General features: G+C 62.4%; 18 protein-coding genes. 10 read left to right on the top strand and 8 right to left on the bottom strand.

The genetic code is table 11. The features are described 5' to 3' along the window. Positions 1 to 40 precede the first annotated feature (40 nt). From hisF to AC3WR3_RS18045, 4 genes are all read left to right on the top strand, one after another. Positions 41 to 814, top strand: a complete 774-nt coding sequence (gene hisF, locus AC3WR3_RS18030; protein ID WP_139434599.1) for an imidazole glycerol phosphate synthase subunit HisF — start codon at positions 41 to 43, stop codon at positions 812 to 814. Further along, positions 807 to 1,442, top strand: coding sequence for a bifunctional phosphoribosyl-AMP cyclohydrolase/phosphoribosyl-ATP diphosphatase HisIE (gene hisIE / locus AC3WR3_RS18035; RefSeq protein ID WP_319917559.1), 636 nt, complete (start codon positions 807 to 809; stop codon positions 1,440 to 1,442). The genes hisF and hisIE overlap by 8 nt, the downstream gene beginning before the upstream one ends. 215 nt (positions 1,443 to 1,657) lie before the next feature. After that, a complete protein-coding gene (locus tag AC3WR3_RS18040) occupies positions 1,658 to 1,948 on the top strand; it encodes a hypothetical protein (RefSeq protein WP_492292682.1) in 291 nt (96 codons plus the stop codon). A 107-nt stretch (positions 1,949 to 2,055) separates the two neighbouring features. After that, complete coding sequence (locus tag AC3WR3_RS18045; protein WP_492292684.1) at positions 2,056 to 2,355, top strand: hypothetical protein; 300 nt, start codon at positions 2,056 to 2,058, stop codon at positions 2,353 to 2,355. A gap of 147 nt (positions 2,356 to 2,502) precedes the next feature. Here AC3WR3_RS18045 and AC3WR3_RS18050 read toward each other — a convergent pair whose 3' ends face one another. Further along, positions 2,503 to 4,125: an acyl-CoA synthetase gene (locus tag AC3WR3_RS18050; RefSeq protein WP_492292686.1), complete on the bottom strand. Its 1,623-nt coding sequence runs from the start codon at positions 4,123 to 4,125 to the stop codon at positions 2,503 to 2,505. 347 nt (positions 4,126 to 4,472) lie between these two features. Here AC3WR3_RS18050 and AC3WR3_RS18055 point away from each other — a divergent pair, with 347 nt between their 5' ends. Next, the gene (locus AC3WR3_RS18055) at positions 4,473 to 5,012 is read left to right on the top strand and encodes a glycine zipper 2TM domain-containing protein (RefSeq protein ID WP_139434607.1); all 540 of its coding nucleotides are present in this window, start codon (positions 4,473 to 4,475) and stop codon (positions 5,010 to 5,012) included. Positions 5,013 to 5,122: 110 nt separating this feature from the next. Here the strand turns inward: AC3WR3_RS18055 and AC3WR3_RS18060 are convergent, their stop codons facing one another. Next, positions 5,123 to 8,341 carry an ExeM/NucH family extracellular endonuclease gene (locus AC3WR3_RS18060; RefSeq protein ID WP_492292688.1) on the bottom strand — a complete coding sequence of 1,073 codons (3,219 nt, stop codon included), beginning with the start codon at positions 8,339 to 8,341 and terminating at the stop codon, positions 5,123 to 5,125. Between the two features lie 650 nt (positions 8,342 to 8,991). Between AC3WR3_RS18060 and AC3WR3_RS18065 the strand changes: the two genes are divergently transcribed. The 4 genes from AC3WR3_RS18065 to AC3WR3_RS18080 all read left to right on the top strand — a co-directional run bounded on the left by AC3WR3_RS18065 (position 8,992) and on the right by AC3WR3_RS18080 (position 13,324). Beyond that, positions 8,992 to 10,098, top strand: a complete 1,107-nt coding sequence (locus AC3WR3_RS18065) for an ABC transporter substrate-binding protein (RefSeq protein WP_492292690.1) — start codon at positions 8,992 to 8,994, stop codon at positions 10,096 to 10,098. 119 nt (positions 10,099 to 10,217) lie between these two features. Next, positions 10,218 to 11,270 (top strand): FecCD family ABC transporter permease, encoded by a 1,053-nt coding sequence (locus AC3WR3_RS18070; RefSeq protein WP_139746157.1) that lies wholly within the window; start codon positions 10,218 to 10,220, stop codon positions 11,268 to 11,270. After that, positions 11,263 to 12,030 (top strand): ABC transporter ATP-binding protein, encoded by a 768-nt coding sequence (locus AC3WR3_RS18075; protein WP_492292693.1) that lies wholly within the window; start codon positions 11,263 to 11,265, stop codon positions 12,028 to 12,030. The genes AC3WR3_RS18070 and AC3WR3_RS18075 overlap by 8 nt, the downstream gene beginning before the upstream one ends. 64 nt (positions 12,031 to 12,094) lie before the next feature. Next, the gene (locus AC3WR3_RS18080; protein WP_492292695.1) at positions 12,095 to 13,324 is read left to right on the top strand and encodes an MFS transporter; all 1,230 of its coding nucleotides are present in this window, start codon (positions 12,095 to 12,097) and stop codon (positions 13,322 to 13,324) included. A 152-nt stretch (positions 13,325 to 13,476) separates the two neighbouring features. Here the strand turns inward: AC3WR3_RS18080 and AC3WR3_RS18085 are convergent, their stop codons facing one another. Continuing rightward, positions 13,477 to 13,650 (bottom strand): hypothetical protein, encoded by a 174-nt coding sequence (locus AC3WR3_RS18085; RefSeq protein WP_492292697.1) that lies wholly within the window; start codon positions 13,648 to 13,650, stop codon positions 13,477 to 13,479. Positions 13,651 to 13,987: 337 nt separating this feature from the next. Here AC3WR3_RS18085 and AC3WR3_RS18090 point away from each other — a divergent pair, with 337 nt between their 5' ends. Further along, positions 13,988 to 14,782 carry a hypothetical protein gene (locus AC3WR3_RS18090; RefSeq protein ID WP_492292699.1) on the top strand — a complete coding sequence of 265 codons (795 nt, stop codon included), beginning with the start codon at positions 13,988 to 13,990 and terminating at the stop codon, positions 14,780 to 14,782. A 143-nt stretch (positions 14,783 to 14,925) separates the two neighbouring features. Here the strand turns inward: AC3WR3_RS18090 and AC3WR3_RS18095 are convergent, their stop codons facing one another. The 5 genes from AC3WR3_RS18095 to fadI form a co-directional block, all read right to left on the bottom strand. Then, complete coding sequence (locus AC3WR3_RS18095) at positions 14,926 to 15,810, bottom strand: AEC family transporter (protein ID WP_492292701.1); 885 nt, start codon at positions 15,808 to 15,810, stop codon at positions 14,926 to 14,928. 12 nt (positions 15,811 to 15,822) lie between these two features. Next, a complete protein-coding gene (locus tag AC3WR3_RS18100; protein ID WP_043129908.1) occupies positions 15,823 to 16,380 on the bottom strand; it encodes a YaeQ family protein in 558 nt (185 codons plus the stop codon). 188 nt (positions 16,381 to 16,568) lie between these two features. Next, the gene (locus AC3WR3_RS18105) at positions 16,569 to 16,709 is read right to left on the bottom strand and encodes a TIGR02808 family protein (protein WP_081934454.1); all 141 of its coding nucleotides are present in this window, start codon (positions 16,707 to 16,709) and stop codon (positions 16,569 to 16,571) included. A gap of 273 nt (positions 16,710 to 16,982) precedes the next feature. Continuing rightward, positions 16,983 to 19,130, bottom strand: a complete 2,148-nt coding sequence (gene fadJ, locus AC3WR3_RS18110; protein ID WP_492292704.1) for a fatty acid oxidation complex subunit alpha FadJ — start codon at positions 19,128 to 19,130, stop codon at positions 16,983 to 16,985. Further along, positions 19,130 to 20,440, bottom strand: a complete 1,311-nt coding sequence (gene fadI / locus AC3WR3_RS18115; RefSeq protein ID WP_005325159.1) for an acetyl-CoA C-acyltransferase FadI — start codon at positions 20,438 to 20,440, stop codon at positions 19,130 to 19,132. Before fadI ends, fadJ begins: the two co-directional genes overlap by 1 nt. Between the last annotated feature and the right edge of the window lie 157 nt (positions 20,441 to 20,597).

Raw genomic sequence — 20,597 nt, forward strand, 5'->3', positions numbered from 1 at the left:
ACGATGATTTTTTAACTGTGCTTTACATGGAGCAATGAGCATGTTGTCAAAGCGTATTATCCCCTGCCTCGACGTCAAAGATGGCGTTGTGGTCAAGGGCGTGCAGTTTCGCAACCACGAGGTGATGGGCGGCATCGTCGATCTCGCCCGCCGCTACGCCGCCGAGGGTGCCGACGAGCTGGTGTTCTATGACATCACCGCCTCGAGCGACGCCCGGGTGGTGGACAAGAGCTGGGTGAGCCGGGTGGCCGAGGTCATCGACATCCCCTTCTGCGTCGCCGGCGGCATCAAGAGCGTCGAGGATGCCCGCCAGATCCTGGAGTTCGGAGCCGACAAGGTCTCCATCAACTCCCCGGCCCTGGCCGATCCCACCCTGATCACCCGGCTGGCGGAGCGTTTCGGCGTGCAGTGCGTGGTGGTGGGCATCGACTCCTACTTCGATGCCCCGAGCGGCCAGTATCAGGTCAAACAGTTCACCGGCGACGAGAGCCGTACCCGCACCACCAGCTGGACCACCCTGGAGTGGGTCAAGGAGGTGCAAAAGCGCGGCGCCGGCGAAATCGTGCTGAACGTGATGAACCAGGACGGCATGCGCCAGGGCTATGATCTCGAGCAGCTCAGGCTGGTGCGGGCCGTCTGCAAGGTGCCGCTGATTGCCTCCGGCGGCGCCGGTGCCATGGAACACTTTCGCGATGCCTTCACCCTGGCCGACGTGGACGGCGCCCTGGCGGCGTCCGTGTTCCACAAGGGCCTTATCCCCATTCCCGAATTGAAACGCTGGCTGAAAAACGAAGGAGTCGCCATCCGTGAATAATCAAGCAGTAGACAATGCATTGCCCCTGGCCGAGCGCCTGGACTGGGACAAGTGTGACGGCATGATCCCCGCCATCGTCCAGCATTCGCTAAGCGGCGAGGTGCTGATGCAGGGCTTCATGACCCGCGAGGCCCTGGAAAAGACCCAGGCCACCGGCCAGGTCACCTTCTTCAGCCGCAGCAAGCAGCGCCTCTGGACCAAGGGCGAAAGCTCGGGTCATGTGCTCAAACTGGTCGCCATCACCACCGACTGCGATCAGGACTCCCTGCTGATCGCCGCCGACCCGGTGGGCCCGACCTGCCATCTTGGCAACCCCTCCTGCTTCGACGGCCACCCGCTGCCGCCGCTCGGTTTTCTCGCCGAGCTCGAGCAGATCCTGGCATCACGCAAGGGGGCAGACCCCGCCACCAGCTACACCGCCAGCCTCTATGGCAAGGGCACCAAGCGCATCGCCCAGAAGGTGGGTGAAGAGGGGGTGGAAGTGGCCCTGGCCGCCATGGCGAAAGACAGGGAAGAGCTCATCAACGAATCCGCTGACCTGCTCTATCACCTGACCGTCTTGCTGCAAAACGAAGGCTTGGGTTTGAAGGATGTGGTGCAGCGGCTGTATGAGCGCCATACCAAGTAATCGTTGAACTCATCTCGACAAAACGGGCCCTCAGGGGCCCGTTTTTCGTGCGCTGGCGCCCTCTTCGCGGGAGTTGCCACTGTCAGGGCGCGTCAAGGACGCTGTACCCCTGACAGGATCGGAGATACCCAGGCTGGCGGCCCCCCTGAACAGGGAGTCGCGCATCCCAGGGGCGGCGGTGATAATGGCGCACCACCCTCACCTCCCCAGGCGCGATGAACAAATTTCAGGTTTTCTCCACCCCGGAGGCGCCCGCCGCCTTCACCTTGCTCGACATGGCGTCGGCCAGCTTCCTGGCAGACAAGGCCGTTTTGCTGGCACAGGGGTTCGAGGTCATAGGCGAACCCATACTGGCCCCTGATGCCCGCGCTGCGGCCGAATCCCATCAGCTCAACATGGCCGATCCCAGCCGCCCCTATGGCGGCCCCGACACCATAGGCCTCTTTAGAACCATGTTGCTCCATGCACCCAGGCTGTTTGGCAAGGAGAAACCGCCAAGAGGCTGACTGAAGCCGACCTGAATGGAGGCCCCTTTGGATGTCGCAAATGGGGCCTGTCCGGCGCCAAAGCTCCCATGGATAATGTGGGGACACAATCCACCCCCAGAGGCCCTATGAGCAAATACCAGTTCTTCCGTCAGGGACAGGATCCTGCCAGCGTCACCTTTTTGCCGATGTCGTCCCCCTCATTCTTGCCTGAAAAGTCACAGCTGCTGGAGCAGGGCTTCGAAGTGGTGGGGGATTATATCGACGCAGCCAACGAGAAAGAGGCGCTCGACAAGTTCAAGAGCGGCATGATAGAGCCCCTCGCGGAGTACACCAAGGCCAGTGAAGCAGGGGGACTTTACTACTTCATCACCGGCCTGTGGCAGGCGCTGCACAAGCGCATCAAGGGCGCCAACCCGCCCCGCTGAGAGGCGCCAGGATAGCTGGTCGCCAGCGCGTCCCCGTCAAGCAGAGGGACGGTCGACCTTGCACCAGGCACGCTTCGCAGCAGGCGCTCTCTGGATGATAAAGAACGGGCCCACAGGCCCGTTGATTGGATGACGCCCTCACCTGAGTCACTCCAGCTGCTTGCGCAACATGAACTTTTGCACCTTGCCGGTGGAGGTCTTGGGCAGGGGGGTGAAGATGATGCGCTTGGGGGCCTTGAAGTGGGCCATCTGCTCGCGGCAGAACGCAATCAGCTCCGCCTGACTGAGCACCCGACCCTCCTTGAGCTTCACAAAGGCGCAGGGCACCTCCCCCCACTTCTCGTCCGGCATGGCGATCACCGCGGCCTCGTCCACGTCCGGGTGGCGATAGAGTACGTCCTCCACCTCCAGGCTGGAGATGTTCTCCCCGCCGGAGATGATGATGTCCTTGGATCTGTCCTTGATCTCCACGTAGCCGTCCGGGTGCCAGACCGCCAGATCCCCGCTTCGAAACCAGCCGTCCGCCATCGCCTCTTCGCTCGCCGCCGGGTTCTTGAGGTAGCCCTTCATGACGATGTTGCCACGCAGGAAGATCTCCCCCAGGGTCTTGCCATCCCGGGGCACAGGCTCGCCGCTGACGGGGTTGGCCACCCGCATCTCCCCCTGCAGCGGTGAGGCCACCCCCTGGCGCGCCTTGAGCCGGGAGAGCGCCGTGGCATCCTGCCCCTGCCAGCTTCGCTGGGGCTCGCACACCACGCAGGGGCCATAGGTTTCGGTCAGGCCATAGACATGGGTCACGGCGATCCCCATGGCCTCCATGCCGGCGATCACGGTGGCGGGTGGCGCCGCCCCCGCCGTCATCGCCTTGATGGGATGGTCAAGCCCCAGTTTCAGGGCCGGATCGGCGTTGTTCAGCATGTTGAGGACGATGGGGGCGGCGCAGAAATGGCTCACCTTGTGCTCGTGCAGCGCCTCATAGATGGCGCCCGCCTGCACGTGGCGCAGGCAGACGCTCACCCCGGCGGTCGCCGCCAGGGTCCAGGGGAAACACCAGCCGTTGCAGTGGAACATCGGCAGGGTCCACAGATAGACGGGGTGCTTGGGCAGCTCCCAGGAGAGCGCGTTGTTGACCGCGTTCAGGTGGGCGCCGCGATGGTGGTAGACCACCCCCTTGGGGTTGCCCGTGGTGCCCGAGGTGTAGTTCAGGGAAATAGCCTGCCACTCGTCCGCCAGCAGCCAGCCGGGCTCCTGCTCATCCCCCGTGGCGACGAAGGCCTCGTAGGTCAACTCGCCGACCAGCTCCCCTTCCCGGTAGAGGGGATCGTCGATGGCGATCACCAGAGGCTGGCTGTCGATGAGAGAAAGCGCCTTGCGCACCACGGCGCCAAACTCCCTGTCCACCAGCACCACCCTGCTCTGGGCATGCTGGAAGATGAAGGCCATGGCATCGGCATCGAGCCGGGTGTTGATGGTGTTGAGCACGGCGCCGCTCATGGGCACCCCGAAGTGGGCCTCGAACATGGCCGGCACATTGGGGGCGACGATGGAGACCGTATCCCCCTCGCCAATGCCGCGGCGGCGCAGGGCAGAGGCGAGCCGGCGACAGCGGCGCTCGGTCTGGGCCCAGCTCTGGCGCAGGGGGCCGTGGATCAGGGCCGGGTAGTCGGGGTAGACACTGGCCGCCCGGGCCAGGAAGCTCAAGGGGGTCAGGGCCTCGAAATTGGCGCCATTTTTATCGAGGCCTCTCTCGTAGATGTTCTGGCTTGTCATCGGGTTCCTTCCTCGTCGGGGTACAAAGCGGCGGTGCAGCCGTGAACGCGCCCTGGCATCGTGCCGGCGGCGGCTTTCTGGTACGAAATGCAAGGGTATCAAGGGGCTCTGGGGGCAGGTATTAGCAAAACGTCTTAGGTTGGTGGGACCCCACGCCGGCTGATCTGCCTCTGTGACTTCCACTGATCCTCACCCTTTGTCGCCAAACACAGACGCTATTTTGGCGCGGTCGTTTTTTGCGCAGTCAGCCTCTGTCGCGATCCCGAGGCGCTTGCCTTGAGCCTGACGCGCAAAATGCCAAGAATGGTCCCAAGCCCTCAACGGGTACAAGTACGAGGAGAAGAGCGATGAACAAATCCATGTTGGCAGGTGTCGGGATCGGTATTGCCTCTGCGCTGGCATTGTCGGCGGCAGCCAGCGGATCCCTGTTTACCTCAGAGCCCCAGTTTGCCGAGGTGCTGGCCAGCAAGCCGGTGACCGAGACCATCAAGACGCCGCGCCAGGAGTGCCGCAACGTCACCGTCACCCACCGCAAGCCGGTGCAGGATGAGCACAAGATCCTGGGAACTGTGGTCGGTGCGGCCCTGGGGGGCGTGGTGGGCCACCAGTTCGGTGGCGGCAGCGGCAAGAAGGTCGCCACCGCCGCGGGGGCCGTCGCAGGCGGCTACGCCGGCAACCAGGTGCAGGGCAACATGCAGGCGGGGGACACCTACACCACCACGGAACAGCGCTGCAAGACGGTACAGGACAGCAGCACCCGCACCCTGGGTTATGACGTCACCTACCGACTCGCCGGTCAGGAAGGGGTAGTGCGCATGGAACAAAAACCCGGCACCACCATCCCCGTCAAGGATGGCAAGCTGGTACTGAGCAACGCGCAGGGTTGATACTCCGTTAGGAGCGCCCCGCCATGGAGAAGGCCCACCACATCGGTGGGCCTTTTTCATGTCCGCAACAAAAAGGGGCCCGCAGGCCCCTTTCTATCTCGCTTTCACCTTTAGTGGCGGCCGAAGGGCCACCAGGGCTTGTCGTTGTCCTGAATGTCGACCCGGGTCTGCTGCACTGTACCCGGCTGGGCCCCTTTCAGCTTCTCGAGGTTGACGCTGAACTGCTCGGTGGACTCCACGAACCAGTCATCCAGGATCAGCACCTTGACCGACTTGCTGCCCCCCTCGCCTGCGGCCCAGCTCACCGTCTGGCCGAACCAGGGCAGGAAATCCAGCCCCCAGCGCGCGGTGATCCCCTCAAGGCCCAGAGTGGCACGGGCCGGCTTGCTCAGATCGCCGCTGCGCACTACCGGGATCTCCGCAAACCACTGCCCCTCGTTCACCGTCAGGCTGGCGTGCGCCAGGGAGATGGTGGAGGGCGCCAGCTTGTCCTTGATGGTCACCAGGGTCTGGTGCTGCTCCCCCAGGGTCGCGCCGTTTGCATCATAGAGCTCCAGGGTAAAGGTCTCGTCCCCCTCGTGCAGGGTGTCGCTCTTCACCGGGATGCTGATGCTCTGGCTGTCGCTCTGGCCGGTGGCCCAATGCAGGGTACCGGTGAGGGGCGCCACGTCGCTGGCATCGGCGCTGCCAAAGGCGATGCGGTAGCTGACGCTGGCCTCCCCATGGCTGCCGTCGCGGCGCGCCACGCTCAAGGCCAGGGTCTTGCCCTCCTCCACGCTGGCGGCGGCGCTCTCCAGGCTCAAGACGCCGGCGGGGGGCAGCGGATACTGGATGGCTACCAGCACGGGATCGTGATCCGAGGCGCTGAAGGGCCCCTCGGATTTCGCCAGCTGGCCGCTGTACTTGCTGCCGTACTCGAAGAAGTTGCTCTCGGCGGAGTTGATGTGCCAATCCTCGATGCCGATCACCTTGGCCGCGAGGCCAGGGCTTGCCAGGGCGTGATCCAGGTTGCCGAGCTCCCCTTCATAGCTGTAGGAGTAGGTGTCGGTGCCGTGGAAGCGGGTGTTGAGGTTGACCAGGCCATACCCCTTGCCAAGGGCGCTGCCGCTCTCCTCGAAGGGCTGACCCGCCAGGGTGGTGAAGGAAGCGCTCATGATCTGGCGCGCCTGGGCGGCCGGATCATAGTCGGTCAGCACCCGGATGGGATCCTCCATGCCGTAGGCGTTCAGATCGCCGATGAGCAGCAGATCCCCGCTCACCCCCTTGAGGGTCTCCCCCAGCACCTTGGCGGCGGAGACCCGCAGCGCGTTGCAGTGACCCTGGCCGTCCAGGGGATCGGCGCTGGCGTAGTCGGGATAATCCTCGAAGCAGGCGGAGCCCTTGGACTTGAGGTGGTTGACCACCAGGGTCAAAGGCGCATCCCCCTTGGGGGAGCTGAAACGCTGCACCAGCGACTCGCGCATCCCCTGGTTGATGCTCACCGGCTTGCCGCTGGCGTCCTGCGCCTCGGCCTGCTGCACCGGCAGCGCGATCAGGCTCGCGGCCCCTTGCGGGGTCACGCTGGCGGGCCGGTAGATGAGCCCTACCGTGATGGCGTCGGTGCCGATGGGCTGGCCATCGGGTGACGCCACCCAGGCGTAGTGATCCGCTTCGTCCGGCTGGGCGGCGTTGAGGGCCGCCACCAGGTTGGCGATGGCGGAGTTGTCGCCGTAGCCGTTGTTCTCTATCTCCATCAGCCCCACCACGTCGGCATTGAGACGGGTGATGGCGCTGACGATCTTGGTGCGCTGCAGCTCGAACTCAGGCACCGTCAGGGCGCCCCTGTTGCTGCCGGTGGGGTTGGCATCGCCCCCCACGACAGTGGTGAAGAAGTTGAGCACGTTGAAGCTCGCGACCCGCAGATCCCCCGCCTCGGCGAGCTCGGGCATCTGCACCCTGTCCCAACCGCTGTGATCGATCTGGCTTGCGTCGATGCGGTTGCTGGCCACCAGCCGGAACAGGTTGTAGGAGTAGCCGAGCGCCCCCTCCAGCCCGTTGAGCTTGTCGCCGATGCGAAGATAACCGTCCTCGGCGTTGAAGCCGGGGAACCAGGGCAGCACGCCGTCCGGCGCCTTGGCGTCCGTCTCCACCACCAGCTGGTTCTGCTGGTTGCGAAGGGCCCAGTCGCTCGCCTCCTGGCTCATGGCGGTAAACTTCTGGGTCGACTTGATGAGGGGCGCGCCATAAGAAAGCACCAGGTTGTTGCGCTTGCCGTCGTAATCGAAGCTGAAGTTGCGGGTCACCACCAGGCTGGACTCCGGCACCAGCCGCACCTGCATCCCCTCGTGGCGCTCCAGCAGCTGGCTCAGGCTCTCGCCTCCCACCGGCACCAGATCCACCGCTGGCAGCAAGGCCCCTGCCGGCTGGGTCACCACCAGCTGATCGGCGCTGAGCTGGGTCTGGTTGAAATACTCTTTGACCTTGCCCGAGACGCACACCTCGGCCCCCGGCACCAGGGCGCCGTTGGTCTGGGTGCTGTGGATGAAGAGGCCGTCTGAGGTGGCAGGATCCCCGTCCCCCTGCGCGTCCTGAATGAAGAAGCCCTTGTAGAGGCCGCTCACCACCTGGGTCACCACGCCACGGGTGGCATAGGCCTGCTCGGACTCGAACTTGCCGGCCGGCACCAGGGGGCTGCTGCTGCCCGGGCCCTGGATGGCGGGCACCGGCACAAGAGTATCTACCGGGCAGACGAAGGCGGGCGGCTGGCTGCCATCGCAGGGGGCATCGCCGCTGCAGCCGAGACCGCTGGCGTCATCCTTCGGAGCAGCCAGGTATTCCAGCGCAGGATCGAAGGGGCCGGTCGCATCGACCCGGCCCGTGCTGACGGTGGCCTTGCGGCGCAGGGTCATGTCCAGGGTCGAGACGCTGCCGGACACCCAGGCCGTGCCCGGATCCACACCGACCTGGCCGACGCTGTCCACTATCTCGCTGCCGCGATAGAGCACCAGGGCGTCGTCGCCGTTGAACACCAGGTTGCCGCTGGTCTGATTGGCCTTGGCCAGGATCTCGGCGTTGGCGGAGGGATTGGCCAGCACCAGACTGGCCCCGGGGGCCAGGGTGCCTTGCAGCGCCAGGCTGTTGGTGGGGGCATCGGTGAGGGGTTTGCCGTTGGCATAGAGCGCCAGCCGGTATTGGGAAAGATCGACGGGATCCGAGCCGAGGTTGCTCAGCTCCACCGCCTTGTTGTTGCCAGAGCCTTCCAGGTATTCGCTGATCAGCAGTTGCGCCTGTGCCTGTCCTGAGAGCGCCAGCCCGACCGCGAGCGCCACCAGAGAGTGTCTTCCTGACATGGTCAGTTTCCTTTTTTTATGGGCAGATTATGTTATTGGCGCCCCGCGCAAGGCGGGCCGCAGCACCTTGTTACTGTCGAACTCGGCCAGCGGCCAAGATCGCGCCTACTCTGCCCCCTTAGCGGCGGAGTCGCTGGGAGCTGGCTAACAATGCCAACAAATTGTTGCATGCAGGTGACGAGCAATACCCGTATGGGCAGGTTATTTCGCTCCAAAAGGCGGGGCGACGGGTCTGCCGATATGTTCTGCCGCCTCTGTGTCGTCTCGGCGCACAAGGGGATGACAGACTCTGACACAGGAATACCAATCCGCATCTTGGCAGGGTGCGGCCGAGGGCGGCCATGGGGGCACGGCGGCCTTGGCAAGCCGGTCGGTACAAGGCTGGGGGAATAACGGCAAGCGGGGAGAAACGCCGGGAGAAATCGCCGCAAGGTTGGCGAGCCAATATTCCCCCTCGTCGGCAGGCAAATCCCATGGTCACAGTGAAAACGATGCCAAATGAAACAGGATTTTATCCTGACTGACTGGGGCAAGACGGTCAGGCCCTAAAAAAGAGGAGGGAGCATGCAGACGGCCATTGCTTTTTACCTCTTGAATGGCAATAGTTCTCACTTCTTTTTTTAGGCCCTATCCCCCCGAGGTTTCACAAGATGTTTCGACACCCCCTGGCAAAGTTGCTGCTGCTTGGTCAGCTCACCCTGATGAGCTGGATGGCACAGGCCGCCGCCCCCGTTGAAGTGGAAGATGTGATGGGCCGCAAGGTCTCCCTGAGCCTGCCTGCGAGCCGCATCGTGCTCGGTTTCTATCCCGAGGATTACCTGGCCGTGGCCGGTGAAGGGGGCGCCGATCGCCTGGTGGGCATGTCCCGTGGCTGGTTCGTCAAGTCCCGCCCCGCCATCTGGTCCCTCTATGTGGCCAGCCTGCCGCAGCTGGCCAAGGTGCCCGACCTTGGCAACGTGCAGGATCAGAGCTTCTCCATCGAGAAGACCCTGGCGGTCAAACCCGATCTGGTGATCCTGGCCCAGTGGCAATACGAGGCCCTGGCCCCGGATCTGCCGCGCCTCGAACAGGCAGGCATACCGGTGGTGGTGGTGGACTACAACGCCCAGACCCTGGCCCGACACATGGCGAGCACCCTGCTGCTTGGCAAGGTGACCGGCCAGGAGGCCCGTGCCCAGAAGATGGCCGACGAATACAAGGCCAAAATTGAGACCATCACTTCCCGGGTTGCCCAGGCGAAGCGCCAGCCGCCCCGGGTCTACATCGAGCTGGGGGACAAGGGCCCGGCCGAGTACAGCTACACCTATGGCAAGGACATGTGGGGCGCCATGGCCCTGCTGGCCGGGGGTGACAACGTCGCGGCCCCCTTCGTCGAACGCTGGGGCCCCATCCACCCTGAGCAACTGCTGGCGAGCAAACCCGAGGTGATCCTGATGGCGGGCTACGAGAGCGTGAGCAGCGCAGAGGCGATGCAGGTCGGTCAGGACGTCTCGGCCGAGACGGTGCGCCAGCGTCTGCAGGGCTTTGCCGCCCGTCCGGGCTGGAGCGAGTTGCCCGCCGTGCAGCAGGGTCGCCTCTATGCGGTCTATCACGGCGCCACCCGCAGCATCATGGATGCCGCCCTCATCGAGTTCATGGCCAAGGCGCTCTACCCCGACCTGTTCGAGGATCTAGATCCCCTGGCCACCTATCAGGGCTTCTACCGCAGCTATCTGCCCATTCGTCCCCAGGGCACCTTTATGCTGGGTATCAAGTAATGGCAGGTTGAACCTGACGGGCCGGACTTTTCCGACCCGAGTCGGGAAAGTCCCTCTTCGTCATCCCTCTTCACCCCTTGCGGGCGCTCCTTGAGAGTGCCCGTTTCAGGATGGTTATCATGAATGATTTGGCTGCCCTGCAGCAGACCCTCACCCGCCAGCGACAACGGGAGCGCCGTCGCTGGCACTGGCTGGCGCTGCTCACCCTGGTGCTGTGCATCACGCTAGTGCTCGACATCGCCACAGGCCCCTCCTTGCTGCCCCTTGGCGAAGTGATCGATGCCCTGCTCTCCCCCGCCCAGGCGGATTCCATGACTCGCACCATAGTCTTTGACATGCGCCTGCCCATCGCCCTGATGGCCCTGGTGGTCGGCGCCTCCCTCGGCCTTGGCGGCGTCCAGATGCAGACCCTGCTGGACAACCCCCTGGCCAGCCCCTACACCCTGGGGCTCGCGGCCGCGGCCGGGCTTGGCGCCGCACTGGCGCTCTATACCGGCGGTCTTGGGCTGCCTCCCCTGATTGCCATTCCGGCAGGTGCCTTCATCCTGTGCATGTTTGCCGCCAGCCTCTTGTTTGGTCTGGCCATGATGCGCAACATCAGCAGCCAGACCCTGATCCTCGCGGGCATCGCCCTGCTGTTCCTGTTCCAGTCCCTGCTCTCCCTGCTGCAGTTTCTCTCCTCTCCCGAGCTCAACCAGCAGATCATGTTCTGGCTGTTTGGCAGCCTGATGCGCACCACCTGGGATGCCCTGATCATCACGGCCGCCGTCACCCTGATCTGCACCCTGCTCATCTACCGGGACGCCTGGGCCCTCACCAGCCTGCGTCTGGGGGAAGCCAGGGCCCGCAGCCTGGGGGTCAACGTGGACAGGCTGCGCATGAAGACCCTGATCCTGGTCGCCCTGCTCACCGCCACCGCCACCAGCTTCGTCGGCATTATCGGCTTCGTCGGCCTGGTGGCCCCCCACATCGCCCGCATGCTGGTGGGGGAAGATCAGCGCTTCCTGATCCCGCTCTCCGCCCTGTGCGGCGCCTGCATGCTGTCGGCAGCCTCTGTGCTCTCCAAGTCCATCATTCCGGGCGCCCTCTTTCCCATCGGCATAGTCACTGCGCTCATTGGCGTGCCCTTCTTCATCTGGCTGATCCTCGGCAGAGGGCGTAAACGTGCTTGAAATATCCCGACTCTCCCTCTCCCTCGGCCAGCAGACCCTGCTGCGGGAGCTCGACCTCACCCTGAACCCGGGTCAGGTCCATGTGATCATCGGCCCGAACGGGACCGGCAAGACCTCGCTGCTGCGCGCCCTCTTTGGGGAATTGACCCCGGCCGCTGGCGACATCCGCCTGGGGGGCCAGAGTGCCCGCCAGATGACCCAGGCCAGGTGGCGCCAGCAATTTGGCTACATGCCCCAGAATATCCAGCTGGAGCTGGACTTGAGCGTCATCGAAGTGGTGGTGCTGGGGCGCCTAGACAGCCTCTCCATGCGCCTGGCGGACGAGGACATACTGGCGGCTGGCCGCGCCTTGCAGGCCCTTGGCATCGCCCATCTGGCGGATCGCCCCCTCTACTCCTTAAGCGGCGGCCAGCGGCAGATGGTGCTGTTTGCCCAGGTGCTGCTGCGCGACCCCCGAATCATGATGCTGGACGAGCCGGTCAGCGCCCTCGACCTGCATCACCAGATGCAACTGATGGAGCACCTCTGCCAGCAGACCCGGGAGCAGCAGTGGATCACCCTGGTGGTGCTGCACGATCTCAACCTGGCGGCCCAGTTTGCCGATCAGCTGATCGTGCTGGCAGGGGGCGATCTGCAAGCCTTCGGCCCCCCCGCCCAGGTGCTCGACGCCGATCTCATCGAGCGCCTTTATCAGGTGCCGGTGCAGATCAGCCACGATCAGAGCGGCATCCCCTTCCTTCGTACCCTGCGAAGATCATGATGACGAGACTTCCCATAACGCCGCCTTCGACCTGGCCCGCAACAGGCACCCGGGTGCGCGCAAGATGAACGGCGCCTCCTACTGGCGGGACTGGCAGGGCATGAGCCCGGCCGCCCGCCTACTCATCATCAATGGCCTGGCGTTCAACCTCGGCTTCTACATGATGCTGCCCTTCCTCGCCCAGCACATGGGCAGCGGTCTTGGCCTCGCCGGTTGGGCCTGCGGCCTAGTCATGGGGATGCGGGTCTTCAGCCAGCAGGGGCTTTTCCTGCTGGGGGGGACGCTCGGTGATCGCATCGGCTATCACACCGCCATCGTCTGGGGTTGCCTGGTGCGATCGGTCGGCTTCCTGCTGCTGGGCTGGGCCGAATCCCTACCCATACTGCTGCTGGCGGCGGCCCTGACCGGCTTTGCCGGGGCCCTCTTCACCCCCTGTGCCCAGGCCTATCTGGCAAGCGAATGCGGCACCCCGAGCCAGCGTCAGCGCGCCTTCGCCCTGCACAATCTCGCCAGCCAGGCGGGCATGCTGCTCGGCCCCCTGGTCGGCCTCACCTTGACCCAGCAGAGCTATGCCCTGACGGGTATTCTGGCGGCTAGCCTGTTCGCCCTGCTGGGGGTGTTGCAGTATCGGGTGCTGCCCAAACGCCCGGTGAGCAACCAGACCCCGCGCGGCGCCATTTTGCGCCAGTGGGGCACCATTTTGCGCCAGCGCCCCTTTATGATGTTCACCCTGCTGGCGGGCAGCTATCAGATTCTGTTCCACCAACTCTATCTGGCCCTGCCTGCCCATATCCAGAGCCTGCCGGACGCCACCCAGCTGCTCGGCGGCGTCTTCACCCTCTCGGCGGTGATCGGCGTCATGCTCCAGCTGCCGGCATCGCGCCTGGTGGAGCGCCGCCTGGGAGTGCCGCTCGCCATGGGGCTCGGCATAGGGCTGATGGGCCTGAGCTATCTGGCCCTGCCGCTGCTGGCCCCCTGGCCGACGGCGGGGGTATTGGCGCAGGTGGCCCTGCTCTCCTTGGGCTCCATCCTCTGCTTCCCGCTCTTTGCCGCCCAGTTGCCCCGCTACGCGCCCCCCGACCAGCTCGCCAGCTACTACGGCTTCTATGCCAGCGCCGGGGGCTGCATGGCACTCTTTGGCAACCTGCTGATCGGTTTTATGCTGGGGGATGCAGGCAGCCGCCCCGCCACCGCCATCTGGCTGCTGCTGGCCCTCGCCGGCCTGCTGGCGGGGGTTGGCCTCTATACCCAACTGCGCAAAAGCAGCCACGAGCAAGCGGCCATCAATAAATAAACCGGGCGGCCATGCATTACTTGGTGTGGCCGCCCGGTTTTTATCTCCTGTTATCTCTCTTCCCTGATTTAAAATTATCTATCAAACCAGAAGCCTGGTTAGGTGCCTAGAGCTTGCGACAGTGTCGTCAAATTGGTATCCAGCACCTCGCACTACTCAATTTCATCGCTGTTGTAACAACCGGCTATAGAAGCTTTCTTGCCGCTCTGGTCGGTCTTGAAACTCTGGTGGCCATAGTCGGTCAGGATGTCTTGCCCAAGCGCTTTGACACATGCAATCAAGGAAGAAGCGATCAGCCCATACGGTTGCCAATAGCCATTCGTCATATCAAACGGACTACCGTCACGAACTTTGAAGGGGCCGACCGGCAATAGCTGGTATCATCGCTATGGAGGTTAATTGCACATCGTTCACCACCAACAGCTCCCCGCTGACGATACTGACATGGAAGATGGCCAGAAGATGTGGTTAATATAGGGTCTTGCATATGTTCATACCACTATAGTACGGTGGCATGTAAAGCGATGGTGTTTATGGTGGGTTAGTACATGTTTAAGACTCAAATTTTACTATCTTAAAAATCCTAGTTATTGATAACAATGGCTTTCGTATAATTATTACAATGAAAAGCCAAGACTATAATCATTGAGTGTGGTACTTGATATGAACAGCAAAGAAATTTGTAGGCTATGCAAAAGAAAATCTGAATTACAAGTATATCACGCAATTGGGAATGCCGTTTTCAAAAAAATATCTCGAAAATACTCAGGAAAAACAATTTCCATTTCAAATGATGAAGAAAGAATAAATCAGTACAGCAGTGATAGCTGGGCAGAAAAACAGCTATGTAAGGAATGTGAAACACTACTGAATGAAAAATATGAACAATATGGTTTGGGGGTATTAAGGGCAAAGGTGGGTGATTGCATCATCACAGAGAATGGCGTGCGTTTTTCAAATATAAACCTGCATAAAATGAACATGTATTTTATCTCTATACTTTGGCGAATGGCATGTTCAAGTCATCCTCAGTATAAAGGAGTGTATATCGAACCTTTAGCAAAGGAAAAGTTACGTCAAGCTCTAATAAGTGACTCTCAAATACCAACGTGTCAAATCAGCGTTAAATTATCCAGATTAATTGATAGGACCTCACAAGGTGGTTTTAGCCTAACTAATCTCAAGGAATTTATTGTCTCACCTTTTACAAGAATAAAACCATCCCTTTATGGTCAAATTTCATACTGCTTCATCTTTGAAGGCTTTTTTATTGAGATTTTCAAACCTGGGCTGAAGTCCTCATTAAGCGTACAGCCAGGTGTAATAAGAAAAAGCCAGAATCACATATCAGTACCATTTATTCATGTTTTTGACATACCAGAACTTACCGACCTGATGGTTAAAGCTTATGGGAAGCAGCTTAATGGGAAAACCAAAGTTCCTATGGGTAAAAGCTAAATATATCAATACTAACTAAAAACCGAACTAGGCCAAGTAAAAAAGTTGATAAGCAGGGCAGTAGGTTCGATTAGCGAAGCGTAATCGGACTTTCGCGATAGCAATAAAAAGGACGCCATCAGGCGTCCTTGAAAAAAACTGGGTCAACTCCCCAGATGCAGCGCCAACCAGACCGCCAGGGGGATCACCACCACAGAGAGCGCATTGCCGCCGAGCACTATGCTGGCCACCTTGTCGGGCTGGCACTGGTACTGCTCGCACAACATGTAGTTGAGCACCGCCGGGGGCAGCGCCACCGAGAGCATCAGGAGCGGTATCCAGTCAGGATCCAGGGGCAGCAGCCAGACGGCGATGCCAAGGGAGATGCCCCCTGCCAGCAGATAGAGCAGGTTGCATTTGAGCGCGAGCCCCAGGTGGCCCAGCTCCCCCTCCATCAGGCGGATGCCTAAGGCAAACAGCATCAGGGGCACCGCTATCTGGCCGAGCAGGGAGGCGCTGGTCACCAGGTAGTCCGGCAGCGGGATCTGCAGGTTGGCCACCAGCAAGCCGGCGAAGGCAGCCCAGAGCACGGGGCTTTTCAGCCAGCCCCAGCGGGAGCTGCTCGCGGAGAGGATAAACATGCCCACCGAGAAGTGGAGCAGGTTGGAGAGCACGAAGAGGATGACGATGGCGCCGAGCTGCTGCTCGCCAAAGGCCAGTACCATCAGCGGGATGCCGAGGTTGCCGGTGTTGCGAAACATGGCGGGCAGGATCAGCGCCGCTCTCTCTATGCCCTTGAGTCTGAGCAGGGAGAGCAGCAGGCCAGGCAGCAGGATCACCAGGGCCCCGGCCGCGATCAGCGGCAGGTGGGCCGCCAGATCCAGGGGGTATTTCACCAGCGCCGAGAAGACCAGCGCCGGGGTGAAGAGCTCTATGTTGGCCCGGTTGATGTAACCGAGTTCGGCTCCCCCGCGCAGCCGCCCGTAGAGGGCGCCGAGGCCCGCCACCGCAAACACCGGGATGACGATATCGAGCAGGGCACTGAGCATGGGGAGTCCGTCTTAGAGTTCGCGGGCGGGGCGTCCCATCAGCACCACGGGATCCAGGGTGACCTCCAGGGTGCCGTTGCTGACCCAGAGCTGGCCGTCCGAGATGGTGCAGGTGAGCTGCATGGTGCGCTCCACCATGGCGGTCAGGGGCAGGGTCTGGCTGTCGGAGAGCTCGATCACGGTGAGGTTGTCGTGCAGGCCGAGCTTGCCCTGGTTCTGCTTCCACCAGACGCTGGTGCCGCGGCCACCGTAGAGATAGAGCACCACCTGGCGGGAGCGGTTGCACGCCTTCTTGAGGCGCTTCTCGTCGGGCTGGCCGAGTTCAATCCAGAGCTCGATCTCGTCTGAGTAGTTCTTGCGCCAGAGCTCGGGCTCGTCGTCCGCCGAGAGTCCCTTGGTGAACTCCAGCCGCTCGGCGGCGTGCCAGGCAAAGGCCGCCAGCCGGATCATCATCCGCTCGTCGGTCTCGGAGGGGTGACGGGCCAGGGTGAGGGAGAAGTCCTGATAGAGATTGCGATCCATGTCAGACAAGCTGATCTGGGCCTTGAAGATGGTTGCCTTGAGCGCCATAGAAATCGTGAACACCTGATAAAAGAGAAAAGGGCGGACATGCCGGGCGCCAGTGTAATCAAAATGGCCGCCGGGTTCGACCATATTGACCACAGTTTCCCCACTTGGGCCTGGATAAGTGCCTTAAAAGACACATAAAACAAATGCCAGTCGTGAGACTGGCATTTGGCGGCATGAACGAGAGTGACTCACTTCTCGGCGGACTTGACCCCGAAGGCATTGAGCAGCAGGCAGCAGATCACTGCCACGGCCACGAAGCCGCTCAGGAAGATAAAGGGCATGGCCCCGTATCCCAATATGTTCCAGATGGTTTGTTCAAGCAGACTCATAGTGTGTCCTTCATCCAGTGAAATGGGTGTCCCTTGCGTGACGGAGTAGTCCCCGTTCCTGATAAGGCTATTTGACCTCAACCGGCGCCTGAGTCCTATGCCACCAAAGTAATAAATGGGGCACCAGTTTGCGCCAGATCAATGATTTGGCCCCTGATGTGCCGCTTTTTTGCCCATGGGGCGAGCGTTCCCCCCTTCCCTGCTCACGGTCAGACAAAAAAGCGAGGCGACCCCGGGGTCGCCTCGCGTACATCCTGTGCATGTCGCCTGGGATCAGTAGAAGCGCTGCTGCTCCGCCGCCATCGCCTTGAGGCGTGCACAGGGGGCGAACCTATCGCCGTGACGCTTCTGGTAGTGCTCGAGGCGCCCCACCAAATGATCGATGCCGAGGCTGTCCATGTAGCGGAAGGGGCCGCCGAGGAAGGGCGGGAAGCCGATGCCGAAGATGGCGCCGATGTCGCCGTCACGGGCCGAGGCCACCACGCCGCTGTCGAGCGCCATGGCCGCTTCGTTGAGCATCAGCAGCACGCAGCGCTCGGCGATCTCCTGACGGGCCAGCTTGGGCGATACCTTGACCCCGAGCACGGCATAGACGCTCTCGTCCACCGTCTTCTTGCCCTCCTTGCCGGTGAGGCGGTTGCGCGGCGCCGCCTTGCCGTAGAGGTAGAAGCCCTTGCCGTTCTTGCGCCCCTTGCGATCGTCTTGCAGCAGCTTGTCGAAGGCCTTGGGGGCCTGGAACTGCTCACCGCCGAGCTCTTTCTCGAGGATAGGGGAGATCTTGGCCCCCACGTCGATACCGACCTCATCGAGCAAGGTGATGGGGCCGACCGGGAAGCCGAAGTCCAGCAGGGCACTGTCCAGCACCTCCACCGGCTCCCCTTCCAGCACCAGGCGCGCCGCCTCGTTCATGTAGGGAGCCAGGATGCGGTTCACGTAGAAACCGGCCTCGTCTTTGACCACGATCGGGGTCTTGCCCTGGGCACGGGCAAACGCCAGGGTGGTGGCCACCGTCTCGGGGCTGGTGCCAGCGTGGGGGATGATCTCGGCCAGCGGCATCTTGTCCACCGGGCTGAAGTAGTGCAGCCCCACCACCCGCTCCGGATGGGCAGCATTGGCCGCTATCTGGTGGATGGGCAGGGAGGAGGTGTTGGAGGCAAAGACGGTGTGTTCACCGCACTCGCGCTCCACGTCCGCCACCATCTGGTGCTTGAGGGCGAGATCCTCGAATACCGCCTCCACCACCATGTCCACCCGGTGGAAGCCGGCGTAGTCCAGGGTGCCGGTGAGCAGGCTCATCTGCTTCTCCAGCTCGCTGCGCAGCAGTTGGCGGCGCTTGAGCTTCTTGGCCAGCAGATCATAGCTGTAGCGCATGGCGTTACCGATGCCAGCGCTCCCTACGTCCTTGATCCGCACCGGTACCCCGGCCTTGGTGGCGGTGACGAAGGCGATGCCGCCCCCCATCAGGCCACCGCCCAGCACGGCGGCATGGGCCACCTTGCGCGGCTCGGCCCCCTGATAGCTGACCTCTTTCTTCATCTCTGTGGTGGCGAAGAAAATTGAGCGCAGGGCGGCGGATTCCGCCGTCATCACCAGCTCGCCGAAGTGGCGGGACTCGGCGGCGAGGCCGGCCTGCATCCCCTCCTCCACGCCGATGCGCACCACCTCGAGGATCCGCTCAGGGGCCGGGTAGTTGCCACGGGTCTTGGCTTTGACTCCCTTGCGGGCCTGATCGAACAGCACCTTGCGACCCAGGGCATTGGTCTCCAGCACCTTGGCTTGCAGATCCCGCTTCAGCTGATGGCGGGGCTTGCCCTTCTTCGCCAACTTGATGGCGGCCTCCAGCAGTATGGAGGGGGGCACCACATCGTCCACCAGTCCCAGTTTTTTGGCCTGCTTGGCCCTGACCTGCTTGCCGGTCAGCATCAGATCCAGCGCCTTGGCCACCCCGATGAGGCGCGGCAGACGCTGGGTACCGCCGGAGCCCGGCAGCAGGCCGAGCTGCACTTCCGGCAGGCCCAGCACCGTCTTGCTGTGTTCGGTCACCACCCGGCCATGGCAGGCGAGCGCCAGCTCCAGCCCGCCACCCAGGCAGGGGCCGTGAATGGCGGCGATCACAGGGATGCTCAGCGCCTCGATCTCGGCGAAGACCACCTGCCCCTCCCGCGACAGCGTCTCGGCGTCACGGGCACTGGTGCAGGCGGCCAGCATGCTGATGTCGGCCCCGGCGATGAAGGAGTCCTTCTTGCCGGAGGCGATCACCAGACCGATCAGATCGCGGTTCCCTTTTATCTCGGCCAGCACGGAGCGGATCTCGTCTGCGAAGGCGGCCTTCAGGGTGTTCATGCTCTCACCGGGCACATCCATGGTGAGGATGCCGATGCCGTCTTTGCGAATATCCAGTGAAAAAGTCTTAGCGCTCATCATTCAACCTCCAGCACCATGGCCACACCCAGCCCACCCGCCGCACAGGCGGTGTTGAGCCCCAGTCCCCCACCCCGACGCCGCAGCTCGTGCAGGGTCTGGGTGATCATGCGCGCCCCTGTGGCGGCAAAGGGGTGGCCATAGGCCAGGGAGCCACCGAGGACGTTGAACTTGTCCATGTCCACCTCGCCAATGGCCTGATCCCGACCCAGTTTGTCTCGGGCAAATTCGGCACTGGCAAACATCTTGAGGTTGGCCAGGGTCTGGGCGGCAAAGGCTTCGTGCATGTCGATGAGGGTCAGATCGGCTAGCGTGATGCCGGCGCGGTCCAGCGCCAGCGGCGTGGCATAGGAGGGGCCCATCAGCATGTCCTGCCAGACATCGATGGCGGAAAACGCGAAGCTGCGGATGTAACCCAGCGGCTCCAACCCCAACTCTTTCGCTCGCCCTTCGCGCATCAGCAGCACGGCGGCGGCGCCGTCGGTGAGCGGGGTGGCGTTGGCGGCAGTGACGGAGCCATGCAGCCGGTCAAACACCGGCTTGAGTTTGGCGTAGCTCGCCAGATCGGAGCTTTCACGGATGTTGTTGTCCCGCTCCAGCGGCGACTTGTAGGGGGGCACGTGGGCGGTGAACACCTCGCCACTGAGCTTGCCCTCGGCCCAGGCCTGCGCCGCCAGGGTGTGGGAGCGGTGGGCCAGGGCGTCCTGCGCCTCGCGGCTGATCTGGTGGCTCTTGGCCATCTGCTCGGCGGTCTGCCCCATGGAGAGGCCGGTGGAATACTCGGCCACCGCGGGCGGCACCGGCATCAAGTCTTTCAAGCGCAGACGACGCAGAATATTGAAGCGCTGCTGCAGATTGCGCGCCTTGTTGAGATCTACCAGGGCGCGGGCCAGGGTCTTGCTCACCCCTATGGGGAGCACGGAAGAGGAGTCGGCGCCGCCTGCGATGGCGATGTCGACAGTGCCGGCCATGATGGATTCGGTGACGTTGGCCACCGCCTGGAAACTGGTGGCGCAGGCACGGGAGACACTATAGGCATCTGTGCTGACGCTCATGCCGGTGCCGAGCACTATCTCGCGGGCTATGTTGGGCGCTTCGGGCATCTGGACCACCTGGCCGAACACCAGCTGGTCGATGAGCTTGGGGTCGAGATCGGTGCGGGCGAGCATCTCGCTCACCACCAGTTTGCCGAGATCCACCGCGGGCACGCCGTGGAAGGCCGTGGCCTGCTTGGCAAAGGGGGTTCGCAGACCCGCCACGACGGCAATCCGTTCGCCCTGGCGAGTCGTCAGTTTCAATGGCTGTTTCATCCTGGCTCCTTGGTTAAACGAGAAGATTAAAAGGAAGAGGTCTGACCTCATTGCGCCACATCTTAACAATCCACTCACAACTTTCATACAGCTGATTGAAACTAAATTGCCGCCATCTTGCCACCCTCCCTCGCCCTTGGGGGCCAACTGGAGTATA

Source organism: Aeromonas sp. EU05-FHT14A05 (assembly GCF_058791175.1).

What these genes read in the sequence shown, in the direction of transcription:
- AC3WR3_RS18095 (WP_492292701.1), bottom strand. Translation starts at nt 15,810, where the DNA reads ATGCTCAGTGCCCTGCTCGATATCGTCATCCCGGTGTTTGCGGTGGCG.
- AC3WR3_RS18070 (WP_139746157.1), top strand. Translation starts at nt 10,218, where the DNA reads ATGAATGATTTGGCTGCCCTGCAGCAGACCCTCACCCGCCAGCGACAA.
- AC3WR3_RS18080 (WP_492292695.1), top strand. Translation starts at nt 12,095, where the DNA reads ATGAACGGCGCCTCCTACTGGCGGGACTGGCAGGGCATGAGCCCGGCC.
- AC3WR3_RS18060 (WP_492292688.1), bottom strand. Translation starts at nt 8,341, where the DNA reads ATGTCAGGAAGACACTCTCTGGTGGCGCTCGCGGTCGGGCTGGCGCTC.
- AC3WR3_RS18065 (WP_492292690.1), top strand. Translation starts at nt 8,992, where the DNA reads ATGTTTCGACACCCCCTGGCAAAGTTGCTGCTGCTTGGTCAGCTCACC.
- AC3WR3_RS18090 (WP_492292699.1), top strand. Translation starts at nt 13,988, where the DNA reads ATGAACAGCAAAGAAATTTGTAGGCTATGCAAAAGAAAATCTGAATTA.
- AC3WR3_RS18085 (WP_492292697.1), bottom strand. Translation starts at nt 13,650, where the DNA reads ATGACGAATGGCTATTGGCAACCGTATGGGCTGATCGCTTCTTCCTTG.
- AC3WR3_RS18050 (WP_492292686.1), bottom strand. Translation starts at nt 4,125, where the DNA reads ATGACAAGCCAGAACATCTACGAGAGAGGCCTCGATAAAAATGGCGCC.
- fadI (WP_005325159.1), bottom strand. Translation starts at nt 20,440, where the DNA reads ATGAAACAGCCATTGAAACTGACGACTCGCCAGGGCGAACGGATTGCC.
- fadJ (WP_492292704.1), bottom strand. Translation starts at nt 19,130, where the DNA reads ATGAGCGCTAAGACTTTTTCACTGGATATTCGCAAAGACGGCATCGGC.
- AC3WR3_RS18100 (WP_043129908.1), bottom strand. Translation starts at nt 16,380, where the DNA reads ATGGCGCTCAAGGCAACCATCTTCAAGGCCCAGATCAGCTTGTCTGAC.
- hisF (WP_139434599.1), top strand. Translation starts at nt 41, where the DNA reads ATGTTGTCAAAGCGTATTATCCCCTGCCTCGACGTCAAAGATGGCGTT.
- AC3WR3_RS18105 (WP_081934454.1), bottom strand. Translation starts at nt 16,709, where the DNA reads ATGAGTCTGCTTGAACAAACCATCTGGAACATATTGGGATACGGGGCC.
- AC3WR3_RS18045 (WP_492292684.1), top strand. Translation starts at nt 2,056, where the DNA reads ATGAGCAAATACCAGTTCTTCCGTCAGGGACAGGATCCTGCCAGCGTC.
- AC3WR3_RS18040 (WP_492292682.1), top strand. Translation starts at nt 1,658, where the DNA reads ATGAACAAATTTCAGGTTTTCTCCACCCCGGAGGCGCCCGCCGCCTTC.
- AC3WR3_RS18055 (WP_139434607.1), top strand. Translation starts at nt 4,473, where the DNA reads ATGAACAAATCCATGTTGGCAGGTGTCGGGATCGGTATTGCCTCTGCG.